Genomic DNA, 11,892 nt, shown 5'->3' with positions numbered 1-11,892 from the left:
TTCCTTCCGCTTCGCTGCTTTCGCTGCGTCGCTGTCGTTGCGAGAGACGGAATATTAGTCAGGTTCGGCGACGCTGGCAAGGGGTTTGTGAAACTATTTTGAAAATAGTCCGCTTCTGGCCAATTTCCCGCCGATCCGACATGGCCAATTCCCGGCTTCCCTATATATAGATGCCTCAGTGCGCCCCGGCATCCACGCCTTTGGCACAATAGCGCGCATGAACTCCGATCTTTCCCAGCAAGCCCCCAGCCACGCCCATCCGTTCGCGGCACTCCTTCCCGACACGGTGATCAGCGCCGTCGAGCATCTCGGCAGTTATAGCGACGGGCGCCTGCTCGCGCTCAATAGTTATGAGAACCGCGTCTATCAGGTGGGCATGGAAGACGGGCCGCCGTTGATCGCGAAGTTCTATCGTCCGGCCCGCTGGACCGATGACGCCATTCTCGAGGAGCACGCTTTCACGCAGGAACTGGCGGAACGCGAGATTCCGGTCGTGGCACCGCTCGTCATCGACGGCAAGACCCTGCATCACTTCGACGGTTTTCGCTTTGCCGTATTCCCCCGGCGCGGTGGACGCGCACCAGAACTTCAGGACCCGGACACGCTCAACTGGCTCGGCCGCTTTCTGGGCCGCATTCACGCCGTCGGCGCAACGCAGCCATTCCAGCATCGCCTGACACTGGACATCGACACCTACGGTCGCGGCCCGGTCGACTATCTATGGGCACACAACTTCATCCCAGCCGATCTGCGCGACGCATGGCGCGCCATCGTCGATCTGGCGCTGGACGGGGTTGCCCGCGCCTATGAGCGGGCGGGCGATGTGAAACTGCTTCGAGTCCACGGCGACTGCCACGGTGGCAACGTATTGTGGACGGATGCCGGCCCCCACTTCGTAGACTTCGACGACACCTGTATGGCACCGGCGATGCAGGATCTGTGGATGCTGCTCTCCGGCACGCGCAGCGAGATGACGATGCAGCTCGACGAAGTCCTGAGCGGGTATGAAGATTTCGCCGAGTTCAATGTGCGCGAGCTGCACCTGACCGAAGCCCTGCGAACCTTGCGCCTGCTCCACTACAGCGCCTGGCTGGCACGCCGCTGGGACGACCCCGCGTTCCCGTTCGCATTTCCGTGGTTCAACACGCAACGCTACTGGCAAGACCGCGTTCTGGAACTGCGCGAACAAGTCGCCCTGATGGAGGAACCGCCTCTCGTCTGGCGCTAAGTCCTAACCGCTCGCGCTCACCACCATCGCCACATAGCGAAGGCGAGCGCAGCGGCGACGCACCACTCCGCCGACGATCCCGTCGTCACATACAGCGGCGAGCGAAATCGTGTGCGCAACGGCCAACAAAGCGGCACACCCGAAGGCGTCAGCCAATCGGCAAGCAAATGGGACAAATACCCGGCACAAAGCGCCAATGCCCAAGGCGGCACATGGCCCCAACCGTAAATGCACGCCGCCACGAACAACATCGGCGGCAGCAGCGAATGCGTCATGCCGCGATGTCCGAACACACTCGAAATCGCAAAGGACACGGGGGCCAGCCGTCGTCCCAACATACTTTTGGGATGATCGATATCGGGCAGCAGCGCGCCGACGAGCGTCAACGGCCACGCATGAACACTGGCCGCCCAGCCGGTGCGGTGCATCAGCCACGTCGCGCCGATACCGAAAATAAGATGACTTCTGGCTTGCATGAGGAAGAAGAGAGGGGAAAAGCCATGACACAACATCCTCGACACTCGCCATCAGCAAAAAGACAAGGTATCGCGACGCCCTGCTCGCACACGAGATGCGCCACGACGTGAAGGGCGGCGGAGTCTATCACCGACGCGGGCGGCTTCCTACGACGTTTCGACCACGACGCAAGTTCCGCGAACACATTGCCGTGACATCACCGTGACTCGCACGAGGTCAGCCCCTCAGGAATGCCTCATGTCATTCAAACGCGGTTGACGCTGCCCAGCGCCGCCACGTACGATCCGCCCGACTGTTTCGTTTTCCGATAAGCCGTCCCCAACACCACGTCTGGCCCACACCGCACGTGGCGGCGCAAAAATATCCAACGTCTGGCCGACGAATTGCCAGCCGGAGTTTTCAATGAAGAAGCTTCTGATCCTCGCCGCAGCCCTCGCCCCGCTTGGTGCAAACGCGATGAACCCGCTCGTGACCGATGACACCGGCACCCAAGACACCGGCAACTGGCAGTTGGAACTCAGCAGTGAGTGGACGACACTTGTCAGCGCACGCCAGCAGCAATGGAATTCGACGCTGACCTACGGCGTGTTGCCGAATCTGGATATTGCGATTCAGGCGCCGTATCAGCGGAATCGTCCCGATGGGGCTGGGTGGACCAACGGGTTTGCCGATCCGCAATTGCAGGCCAAGTGGCGTTTTCTGGAAGGGGATCACTGGAGTCTCGGCCTGAAGCCGTTCGTGACGCTGCCAACGGCGAGCCATGATCGCGGGCTTGGCAACGGCCGGGCAACCACCGGCGCCAATCTGCTGATGCAATACGATCTCGACCGCTGGACGTTTCTCGCCAACGCGGGTTACGTCTGGAACGACAACCGGGACGGGAATCGGAAAAGCCTGTGGAACGCCTCGGCAGCAGTGCTGTTCAATGTGACCGAGAAGTTCCGAGTGGCATTGGACGTCGGCTATCAAACGAACACGGACCCGACGTCGACAACGCGCCCCGCCTATGCACTGGTCGGTGCCATTTACAGCCCGACGAAAGATCTCGATCTCGACGTGGGTTACAAACGCGGCTTGAATCCGGCATCGTTGGACCACTCCGTGCAGGCAGGGGTCACGATTCGCTGGTGATTGGACGCCTCACGCTCAGCCACGGTCAGCGCCCGGACCTGTGCCTTTACGCCTTCTGTATACCGATTGAACAACATGCGTAAGAGGCGGGAGAAATGCGCGTGTCGCGCACGAGATTGCGGGTGTCCTTAAAATAAATGTCATAAACGTTTGACACGATGCGCGTTATTCCCGTATTATTCTATCTCTCAGACGCGGGGTGGAGCAGTCTGGCAGCTCGTCGGGCTCATAACCCGAAGGTCACAGGTTCAAATCCTGTCCCCGCAACCAAATACAAAAAGCCCGTTGATCGCAAGATCAACGGGCTTTTGTTATTCCACGATCGAAATTCGCTAGCGGGAACGCTAAAACCTCATTCGTCAGCCTTTCTTTGTCCGATCACCTGCCCCACAACGAATCGATGACCGTCGGGCGTCGCGATGGTGAATTCCCGCATGCCGTAGGGGCGGTCCGTGGGCGGCATCAAAAGAATCGCCTCTTTCAGCGCGAACTCTTTGTACAGCGCATCGACGTCATCGACTTCCATATAGCCGAAGTAGCTATGATCGCCAATCTGCGACGGCGGCTGGGCATTCGGACAGCCGCCCAGCATGATGCGAACCGCACCTCGCGAAACGAGCCGCCAATCGGACGCCTCCGCCCACTCCACCTGAAAACCGAGCACGTCGCTGAAGTATGCCGCGCTGCGTTCAATGCTCGGCACGGCAAGCACGAACGCGAACGGACGTAACACATTGGTATCGGACATAAGCACTCACCTCCTACCAGACACCCCGCACTGACAATCTTCGCGAACCGGCAGGCATGGCGCTTCGCCCGCAAATCCGCAACGCTACTGTCGCACCGGCGACTTACTTATCCGTCGCCAGCCGTGAATAGATGACAAAGTCGCGCGGCGTGCCGCGAACCATTCGATAGGCGCGCAACAAACCCTCCGGCTGATATCCGCAAGCCTTAAGCACGGCCGCCGATCTCACATTGGTTTCGAGAACCACGGCCTGAATACGGACCCAATTATTCACCTCGAATCCCCACTGTGTCACCGCGGAACAAATTACCCGCGCAATGCCGCGGCCCCAATGAGACGGCGCAAGGTCATAGGCGATTTCTGCTGTCCTGTTTCGCTCGGAAATCGTGTGAAACCCGATCGTGCCGATCAGTTCGTTCGAGGCATTGTCGATGACCGTCATACGACGAATGGATTCGCCGAACGTCGATTCCAACGAATCAAACATCGGCGTCAGGTCTTGGGAAGATTGCAGATTCCAACTGGTGTGTTCGACGACGCCGGGTAGCTGTAAATAGGAATACCAGGCGCCCAGATCGGAACGCTCAAGTTGCCGGAGAGTAATGCCGGCGATATTCAGCTGTGGAGGATGATCGATTCGCACTGGATGATCTGCCAAGAAAGCCGTCGTCCGATACTACTGCGAACTGGTAATCCGGACGTCAGGTTCTCTAGCCAACGCTGGCGTTATACTCTCGCGCTATAAATGCTTCCGTCTGCCCCAAGGATCCCGCTATGAGCGCATTGCCTCCCTGTCCGAAATGCAATTCCGAGTTCACGTATGAAGACGGCGGCCTCTGCATCTGCCCGGAATGTGCACACGAATGGTCTGCGCAAGCGGCCACGACGGCCGAGCCGACCGAGAAGGTTTATCGCGACTCGACCGGCACCGTGCTGCAAAACGGCGATACCGTGACCGTCATCAAAGACCTGAAGCTGAAAGGCTCCGGTGGCGTGATCAAGATGGGAACCAAGGTAAAGAACATCCGTCTGGTGGACAGCGATCACGACATCGATTGCAAGATCGACGGCTTCGGCGCCATGAGTCTGAAAACGGAATTCGTCAAAAAGGTTTAACGCCCCATGTGGACGGTGCGGCAACCAAGCGATCGGCAGCCGCACCGCCGTGCGTCATTACATCGTCATCAGCGGGAAGGCTGCCTCTGCACCGGCCTGAGATTCTCATCCAGCGCCCAATGCGCCGTGCGAGGCTCGATCCGCACGCCACCGACCCATCGCGTGGTCTCGGCATGATCCAGCCAATAGGCCGTGCCATGCAGCACCTGCTCGCCTAGCGGGGTCAAACCAACGATGCGCTTTTCGCGCGCCAGCTGCGCCTCAGCATCAAACGGTGCAATAAGAGGATGCCGCCCCTCAGTCAGGCCACGCATCATCGCGTAGAACATCGTGTCCCCGAGAAACGGCAGCGGATCACGGCGCAGCGTCAGTTCGGAAAACACCTGCGCCAGCGTGATGCCCTCGCCCTCGCGAATGACTTCCAGCGCAAGGCGCTCGGTCAGCCCCAAACCATCGTGCAGGGACGGCAACTCCTGCAACTGGCGTTTGAGCGCGGGCGCGAGTAGCGGAAGTGGAAGCGTAAGCGCGGAATTCGCTTCCTGACAAAGTTCCGCCCAAGCCAGCGGCGTCGAAGCCCGATAAGCATCCCACGCGGTGCGCGCCAACGAAAACGCGTCGTCATGGAGCGCCCGGCGGCGCGGCCAGAGCCACGCCAGCACCTGCGGCGCCAATTGCCCCATGCCGACAAATCGCTCCACGCCCGGGACACGGTCGATCTCGATCAATTCCAACCGCTCGGGCCGCCGCGTCATGTTCGCGAGCACCGCAATCAGAAACAGCTGGTCGTAGGCATCGGCCTCGCACCAAAGCACCACACGTTTGGCCCGAGACATCTCGGACAACGCGCCGTACTCGCTCTGGGCACGTTGCCGCGCAGCTTGCAACGGAATCTCAAAGCACTGACTGATGAACTCACAGCGCGTCTCAATCAGCGCCGCCAGCGGCACATCGGGCACCGGCCCCATGCAGTACGGGTCGGCGAACATGTGGAATTCGCCTTGAAACCCGGCCACACGCAGGCTGTGCGCAATGTCGTTTCCGCAACGCCAATGCTGCGTGCCGGCCTCATCGTCGGCGGCAAACTGAGGATGCCGCGCGGCGAACTCAATGGCATCGGCATGGGTCTTGAGCTTAGGCCAACTGGTGAAACCCAGTTCACGCGCAATCAGCCATTGCGCATCCGCGAGCACCGGCGATGCGCCACGATGCAGTAGCGCGTTTTGCCCGACGGACGGGCCTTGTTCCTGCAATTGTCTGAGGCGTTGCTTGGCACGCTTGCGCAGCTGCGCAAGGTCGATGTAACCGTTTTGCGCCGTGGCGCGAAGGTCTTGAGGCATACGATCTCCAAAGATAGCCGTATCCGCTCATTGGCCGGGAGTCGCATGAAAAATGCGGTGAAACGCTTTACCTGGGCAGAACCCTTTCCGCGGAATGGAGGCGCGGTTGCACGCCGTGGCCGATTCTACATGAAACGGATGCCGAACGAAGCGCAGCGCCGCTGCTGTGCTTTCCTCAACACAGGATGCCTATAATCGCGAAAATGAGTGACCACCGCGTCCGAACGCAATAAAGGAATTCACCTTGATCTACGAAGTCATCATTGCCGGCGCGGGCCCCGTCGGTTTGTTTCTCGCCTGCGAGCTACGCCTCGCGGGCCTGTCGGTATTGGTGCTGGAGCAAGCCGAAACACCGGACTCGCCGTTAAAACGGCTGCCGTTCGGATTGCGCGGCCTGTCGATGCCCACGCTCGATGCCTTCTATCGTCGCGGCCTGCTCGACGACATCACCGCACCGCAACGCGCGAAGGCCAACACCGGCACGAATGCGAACGCAAGCGTCCCGCACTGGATGCAACAAGCCCGCCGCCCGGGCGGGCATTTCGCGGGCATCCAGTTCTTTCAGGACGATATCGACACCTCGAAGTGGCCATACTTCCAGCCCAATCCGGCGGGCACCATCGTTGCCGTCGACATGGAACACATCGAAACGGTGCTGGCGGCTCGTGCCATTGCATCGGGCGCGCAAATCCGGCGGGCTTGCGGCGTCGACGGCTTCGACACCACCGATGACGGCGTCACCGTTCACGCGGGCGGCGAAGACTTCCGCGCGCAATGGCTGATCGGCTGCGACGGCGCACGCAGTGCCGTGCGCAAAGCCGCCGGCATCGAATTCACCGGCACCGATCCCGAGTTCACCGGCTACTCGGTGCAGGTCGAGTTGGCCGATCCGGACAAACTCACGCCCGGCCGCCACTACACGCCCACGGGCATGTACACCTACCAGCCGCCCGGCACCGTCGCGATGGCCGACTTCGACGGCGGCGCCTTCCACCGCACGCAGCCCATCACGCGCGAGCACATACAGACGGTCCTACGCCACGTCTCCAACACTGACGTCACCGTGAACGCCCTCTCGCTGGCGACCACCTGGACCGATCGCGCCCATCAAGCCACCACCTATCGCAAGGGACGCGTGCTGCTCGCGGGCGACGCGGCCCACATTCATTCGCCCATGGGCGGTCAAGGACTGAATCTGGGGCTCGGCGACGCGATGAACCTCGCGTGGAAACTCGCCGCGACCGTCCGGGGCGACGCGCCACCTGAGCTGCTCGACACCTATACGACCGAACGGCATCCCGTCGGCGCGCAGGTGCTCGACTGGTCGCGCGCGCAGATCGCCATCATGCGCCCGGCCCCGAGCTCCCGCGCGCTCGAAGCGATCCTCCGCGACGTTCTCGACACCCGCGACGGCGCGACCTACTTTGCCGAACGGGTGTGGGGGGCATTGCTGCGCTATGACCTCGGCAGCGAGCATCCTTTAGTGGGTCGCAGCGCGCCGGATTTCGAATTCGCCGATGGCAAGAAGCTCGGTGCGTTGCTCACGAACGGCAAGGGCTTGCTGCTGGACTTCGATGCCGATGCGCCATTGAAGACCCTCGCGAGCCGCTGGAGCGACCGCATCGCGTACTACGGCTGCGACGCCAAGGATCGCTTCGGTTTGCGTGCCGTCCTGTTACGCCCCGACGGCTTCGTCGCATGGGCCAGCAATACGAGCAATATGAGCGACACGAGCGATATCAGCGCTCCCCGCAGCGACACGTCGTCCGACCTCGACGCCCTCGCGCAAGCCGCATCGCGTTGGTTCGGCGCCCCCAACGACGCATGACGGCGCCCGAGTCCACCTCAGCGCCGGCCGCCATCGGCCTGGGCAGCGCGGCTCGCGACCTTTACCGTGCGCTCTGGCACCACGCCGCCGGCGTGCGCCCGCAAATGCTCGGCGCTGCCGGCCTGCTGTCGGCCGCCCAGTTACTGCGGCTGACCATGCCATGGCTCGCTGCGCAGGCCATCAACGCGCTCCAGCAGGACAACATGCCGCTGGCCGGCCGCTGGATTATTTACCTCGTCGGCATCTATCTGCTGTCGTGGCTGCTGCACGGCCCGGGCCGGATACTGGAACGCAACGTCGGCGTGCGCGTGCGAGTACGGCTCGCCGACGAGCTTTACGCGCGCATCGCTGCCGCACCGCTGGTCTGGCGCGACGGCAGACATTCGGGCGAGCTACAGCACCGCGTGGTGCAAGCGAGCCGCGCGCTGTCCGACTTCGCCCAGAACCAATTTGGCTACCTGCAAAGCGCCTTCAACTTTGTCGGGCCGTTGGTCGCACTCGCCTTGCTGTCGCGCGTCAGTGGCGCGATCGCGGTGACCGGCTACGTGATCATCGCCGTCATCATCCTGCGTTTCGACCGCGTGCTGATGCAGCTTGCACGCGCCGAGAACGATGCAGAACGCCGCTACGCCGCCGCGTTGCTCGATTTCGTCGGCAACGCGGGCACCGTTATCGGGCTGCGGCTGCAAGCCGCGTCGCGCAAAGTGCTCGGGCGCCGGATGGACGCAGTGATGGTGCCGCTACGCCGCACGGTACTCGTCAACGAGGGCAAGTGGTTTGCCGTCGACCTGCTCGGCATGGGGCTCACGTGGATTCTGGTAGTGGAGTACGTGCTGCAAACGCGGCAGCCCGGGCAGGCGATTCTGCTCGGTACCGTCTTCATGATTTATCAATATGCACAGCAGGCCGCGACGGTCGTCGGCGCCATGGCGTCGAACTTCCAGAGCTTCGCGCGCATGCATACCGACTACGGCAGTGCCGAGCCCATCTGGGACGCGCCGAGCGACCCTGATGCCACCGTGCCCGCCGTCGACCCCGACGCCGCGTGGCAGACGCTGTCGCTGCACGATGCCACGTGGCACTACGCCAACAACAGCCGGGGCGGCCTGCATCACATTGATCTCGTGCTGCAACGTGGCGCGCGCGTGGCACTCATCGGCCCGAGCGGCGGCGGCAAGAGCACGTTGCTGCGCATGCTCGCCGGTCTCTATCCGCCGCAACAAGGCGAGTTGCGACGCGATGGCCAAGCGGTGGCATGGACCGAGTTGCGCACGTTGGCGACGCTGATCCCGCAGGAAGCTGATGTCTTCGAAGCCAGCGTGAGTGAGAACCTGACCTTCGGTGAACCCGCCGACGACGCCCTCGTGCAGTCGGCGGTGCATACCGGCGCGTTCGACGACGTGTTGCAGCGACTCCCCGACGGTCTGAACAGCGCCCTCAGTGAACGTGGCGGCAATCTGTCAGGCGGCCAGCGTCAGCGTCTGGCACTCGCACGCGGCGCACTCGCGGCACAGGGAAGTTCGTTGCTGTTGCTCGACGAGCCGACCAGCGCGCTCGATCCGCAAGCCGAAGCCCGCGTGTTCGATCGCATGGACGCCGCCTTCCCATCGGCCTGCATCGTCGCCTCGGTGCATCGGCCGAGCTTGCTCAGCCGCTTCGACACCATCGTCGTGATGGAAGCCGGGCGCGTGGTGGATGCAGGCCCGCGCGACGAAGTCCTCGCACGGCGCAGCCACTGACCGGTCAAGGTCAGGCGGCCGTTCGCCCGCGCAGGATCGCGTCGACGAATTCGACGAAACCGGCGCCACCGGGCCCCTGCGTGATCCACGCAGGCGGCACGGGCAGTTGCGGCAGATAGTCGACGACCGTGCTTACCCCCGCCGTATGTTTGAAATACGCGAACATGGGTGCGTCATTGGTGGAATCGCCCGAATAAGCGACCACATCGCGAGCGGTCTCGGCGTCTACGCCAAAGGCTTCGGCCAGTACCCGCTTCGACATCGATAACTTGTCATAGCCGCCCAGCCAGCCCAGCACCCAGAGATTGTTGATCGTGGCATCGGCACCGGCATCGATGAGCGCACGGACAATCTGCTGGTCCTGTTCCGTCCCGCTTCGGCGATACGCCAGACTGGTGAGCCGAAAAGCCTGATCGTCGGCGCGTTGCGCATGAGGAATGCTCACCTCGATCTGCTCTGCAATCGACTGAAGTCGACGCTGAACCTCGTCAACGCCTTCCGGCGCGTGCCAATACGTGCGCGTCACGCTGTGCCCGTCATTCCCCCGGGTGAGGAACAGGCCGCCGTTCTCGGCGATCACCCCATCGACCGGCCACATGCGCGCCATCTGGTCGCACCAGCCAGCAGGCGCGGCGGTCACCGGAATCACGCGAATACCGCTATCCTGCAAACGCTCGAGCGCCGAATAGGTGGCGGCGGCCAAGCGTCCCCGGTAAGTCAACGTTTCGTCCATATCGGTTAAAACGAACTGGACCGCGGAGAACTGCTGAAGGGGCGCAAGCGACAAGGTCTGCATGATCGGTTTCATCAAGAGATGGCAATGATGTTCGCGCCATTATGACGGTCGATGCCGGACACTTTCTTCCCGCTTCGGGAATGGTTATCAGCAAGACGACTAAAGGACGCCTGACCATGGACGACAACAAGACCAGCGCTGACACGGCCGCCATCACTGCCATTACCGCACTGGAAGCCGAACTGCGCGCCGCGATGCTCGCCAGCGACGTTGCCGCGCTGGAGCGCCTGCTGGACGACGATCTGGTGTTCACCACGCCCGACGGGCGCGTGCTCACCAAACAGGAAGACCTGACAGTGCATCGCGACGGGCAATTGCATCTGAAGCAGTTGGACTTTTTCGATACCCAGATCCGCCGCATCGACACGTTGTATCTGACCACGACCAAAGCGACGCTCGCCGGCCAGTACGGGACGATGACGTTCGATGGCACGTTCGCCTACACGCGACTCTGGCGGCCGCATGGGGCGACATGGCGGGTCATTGCCGGGCAGGCGGCCAAGATCGGCTAATCTGCGGTTCTGGATCACACTCACGATCATCGGAACACCCGTACGCCCCCACGCCTATGCCGCAACCAGCCAAACCTGCCACCGCCGATTGGGTCAAACGCGCCACCCCGGTCGATGGCGTCGAACGCATTGAAGCGTGGTTTCAAGGTAATGCGTATGCGATGCATCGCCACGACACCTATGCCATCGGCCGCACGCTGGCGGGCGTGCAAAGCTTCAATTACCGGCGAGACCGGCGCGACAGCCTGCCGGGCCACACCATGGTGCTGCATCCCGACGAAGCCCACGACGGGCAGGCCGGGACGGACGAAGGCTTCCGCTATCGCATGATTTACGTGCAGCCGTCGCTGTTTCAAGCCGTACTTGGCGGGCATTCGCTGCCGTTCGTAGAAGGCGGCCTGTCGACCGATCCGCGACTGGCCGCTGCCGCCGAGACTCTGCTCCAGCAGGTCGGCGACACGCTTGAGCCGTTGGAACAAAGCGACGCGCTCACCGAACTCGCCCATGCACTGGCGACGGTGGCGGGTGACCCTCGACGCCACCCCACGGGGGACTATTTCGCGGCGCGCCGTGCGCTGGACTTTCTGCACGCGAACTGCACCCAAGCCGTTTCGCTGGACATGCTCGAAGCCGCCACCGGCCGCGATCGCTGGAGCTTGTCGCGCGATTTCCGGCAGTTTTACGGCACCAGCCCGTACCGCTACCTGACGATGCGCCGGCTCGACGTCGTCCGGCGCCTGCTGATGGCTGGCCAACCGCTGGCCAATGCGGCCGCCGACGCGGGCTTTGCCGACCAGAGCCATATGTCACGGCACTTCCTCAAGACGTTCGGCCTGACGCCGGGCCGCTGGCTTCAGGCCGCCCGCAGCGCCGCCGGAGGATAAGCAGGCAAGCGCGAGGCGCCGCCCCGCACAAACGTTCAATACGGCCACGGGCCGGGCGCGTAGGCTCGACGCAATCCCCTCACGACCGGAGCCAAC

At 62.5% G+C, this 11,892-nt stretch carries 12 protein-coding genes and 1 tRNA gene; 8 read left to right on the top strand and 5 right to left on the bottom strand.

The genetic code is table 11. The annotated features are described in order from the left end of the window. The first annotated feature begins 217 nt into the window (after window positions 1–217). Window positions 218–1,228 (top strand): serine/threonine protein kinase, encoded by a 1,011-nt coding sequence (locus CDV44_RS26145; protein ID WP_087691502.1) that lies wholly within the window; start codon window positions 218–220, stop codon window positions 1,226–1,228. Between the two features lie 17 nt (window positions 1,229–1,245). On the opposite strand, the gene CDV44_RS26140 is transcribed toward CDV44_RS26145, so the two are convergent. Next, window positions 1,246–1,704, bottom strand: coding sequence for a metal-dependent hydrolase (locus CDV44_RS26140; RefSeq protein WP_087691501.1), 459 nt, complete (start codon window positions 1,702–1,704; stop codon window positions 1,246–1,248). 403 nt (window positions 1,705–2,107) lie between these two features. On the opposite strand from CDV44_RS26140, the gene CDV44_RS26135 reads away from it, so the two are divergent. Next, on the top strand, window positions 2,108–2,836 hold the full coding sequence (locus CDV44_RS26135; RefSeq protein WP_087691500.1) for a transporter: 729 nt from the start codon (window positions 2,108–2,110) through the stop codon (window positions 2,834–2,836). A 193-nt stretch (window positions 2,837–3,029) separates the two neighbouring features. Beyond that, window positions 3,030–3,106, top strand: a tRNA-Met gene (locus CDV44_RS26130). An 82-nt stretch (window positions 3,107–3,188) separates the two neighbouring features. Here the strand turns inward: CDV44_RS26130 and CDV44_RS26125 are convergent. Next, window positions 3,189–3,584, bottom strand: a complete 396-nt coding sequence (locus tag CDV44_RS26125) for a VOC family protein (protein WP_087691499.1) — start codon at window positions 3,582–3,584, stop codon at window positions 3,189–3,191. Between the two features lie 103 nt (window positions 3,585–3,687). Next, window positions 3,688–4,227, bottom strand: coding sequence for a GNAT family N-acetyltransferase (locus tag CDV44_RS26120; RefSeq protein ID WP_087691498.1), 540 nt, complete (start codon window positions 4,225–4,227; stop codon window positions 3,688–3,690). A 131-nt stretch (window positions 4,228–4,358) separates the two neighbouring features. Here CDV44_RS26120 and CDV44_RS26115 point away from each other — a divergent pair, with 131 nt between their 5' ends. Further along, window positions 4,359–4,700, top strand: a complete 342-nt coding sequence (locus tag CDV44_RS26115) for a zinc ribbon domain-containing protein YjdM (RefSeq protein WP_087691497.1) — start codon at window positions 4,359–4,361, stop codon at window positions 4,698–4,700. A gap of 68 nt (window positions 4,701–4,768) precedes the next feature. On the opposite strand, the gene CDV44_RS26110 is transcribed toward CDV44_RS26115, so the two are convergent. Beyond that, window positions 4,769–6,037 (bottom strand): DUF1835 domain-containing protein, encoded by a 1,269-nt coding sequence (locus CDV44_RS26110; protein WP_087691496.1) that lies wholly within the window; start codon window positions 6,035–6,037, stop codon window positions 4,769–4,771. A gap of 244 nt (window positions 6,038–6,281) precedes the next feature. Between CDV44_RS26110 and CDV44_RS26105 the strand changes: the two genes are divergently transcribed. Together CDV44_RS26105 and CDV44_RS26100 are read left to right on the top strand one after the other, a co-directional pair. After that, entirely contained in the window at window positions 6,282–7,865 is a 1,584-nt protein-coding gene (locus tag CDV44_RS26105) for an FAD-dependent monooxygenase (protein ID WP_212677153.1), read from the top strand. Beyond that, window positions 7,862–9,604 (top strand): ABC transporter ATP-binding protein, encoded by a 1,743-nt coding sequence (locus CDV44_RS26100; protein ID WP_087691494.1) that lies wholly within the window; start codon window positions 7,862–7,864, stop codon window positions 9,602–9,604. The genes CDV44_RS26105 and CDV44_RS26100 overlap by 4 nt, the downstream gene beginning before the upstream one ends. A 10-nt stretch (window positions 9,605–9,614) precedes the next feature. Here the strand turns inward: CDV44_RS26100 and CDV44_RS26095 are convergent, their stop codons facing one another. After that, the gene (locus tag CDV44_RS26095; RefSeq protein ID WP_087691493.1) at window positions 9,615–10,400 is read right to left on the bottom strand and encodes an HAD-IIB family hydrolase; all 786 of its coding nucleotides are present in this window, start codon (window positions 10,398–10,400) and stop codon (window positions 9,615–9,617) included. Window positions 10,401–10,516: 116 nt separating this feature from the next. Between CDV44_RS26095 and CDV44_RS26090 the strand changes: the two genes are divergently transcribed. After that, complete coding sequence (locus CDV44_RS26090) at window positions 10,517–10,912, top strand: nuclear transport factor 2 family protein (RefSeq protein WP_087691492.1); 396 nt, start codon at window positions 10,517–10,519, stop codon at window positions 10,910–10,912. Between the two features lie 56 nt (window positions 10,913–10,968). Next, window positions 10,969–11,796 carry an AraC family transcriptional regulator gene (locus CDV44_RS26085; protein WP_087691491.1) on the top strand — a complete coding sequence of 276 codons (828 nt, stop codon included), beginning with the start codon at window positions 10,969–10,971 and terminating at the stop codon, window positions 11,794–11,796. The last annotated feature ends 96 nt before the right edge of the window (window positions 11,797–11,892 follow it).

The sequence above is a fragment of the Pandoraea sp. PE-S2R-1 genome, from assembly GCF_002179865.1.
Taxonomy (GTDB): domain Bacteria; phylum Pseudomonadota; class Gammaproteobacteria; order Burkholderiales; family Burkholderiaceae; genus Pandoraea.
This window is presented reverse-complemented; position numbering and strand designations above follow the sequence as displayed.

Bases quoted from the DNA above. Each gene is read 5' to 3' on its own strand.
- CDV44_RS26145 (WP_087691502.1), top strand. From the start codon at position 218: ATGAACTCCGATCTTTCCCAGCAAGCCCCCAGCCACGCCCATCCGTTC.
- CDV44_RS26140 (WP_087691501.1), bottom strand. From the start codon at position 1,704: ATGCAAGCCAGAAGTCATCTTATTTTCGGTATCGGCGCGACGTGGCTG.
- CDV44_RS26135 (WP_087691500.1), top strand. From the start codon at position 2,108: ATGAAGAAGCTTCTGATCCTCGCCGCAGCCCTCGCCCCGCTTGGTGCA.
- CDV44_RS26125 (WP_087691499.1), bottom strand. From the start codon at position 3,584: ATGTCCGATACCAATGTGTTACGTCCGTTCGCGTTCGTGCTTGCCGTG.
- CDV44_RS26115 (WP_087691497.1), top strand. From the start codon at position 4,359: ATGAGCGCATTGCCTCCCTGTCCGAAATGCAATTCCGAGTTCACGTAT.
- CDV44_RS26110 (WP_087691496.1), bottom strand. From the start codon at position 6,037: ATGCCTCAAGACCTTCGCGCCACGGCGCAAAACGGTTACATCGACCTT.
- CDV44_RS26100 (WP_087691494.1), top strand. From the start codon at position 7,862: ATGACGGCGCCCGAGTCCACCTCAGCGCCGGCCGCCATCGGCCTGGGC.
- CDV44_RS26095 (WP_087691493.1), bottom strand. From the start codon at position 10,400: ATGCAGACCTTGTCGCTTGCGCCCCTTCAGCAGTTCTCCGCGGTCCAG.
- CDV44_RS26090 (WP_087691492.1), top strand. From the start codon at position 10,517: ATGGACGACAACAAGACCAGCGCTGACACGGCCGCCATCACTGCCATT.
- CDV44_RS26085 (WP_087691491.1), top strand. From the start codon at position 10,969: ATGCCGCAACCAGCCAAACCTGCCACCGCCGATTGGGTCAAACGCGCC.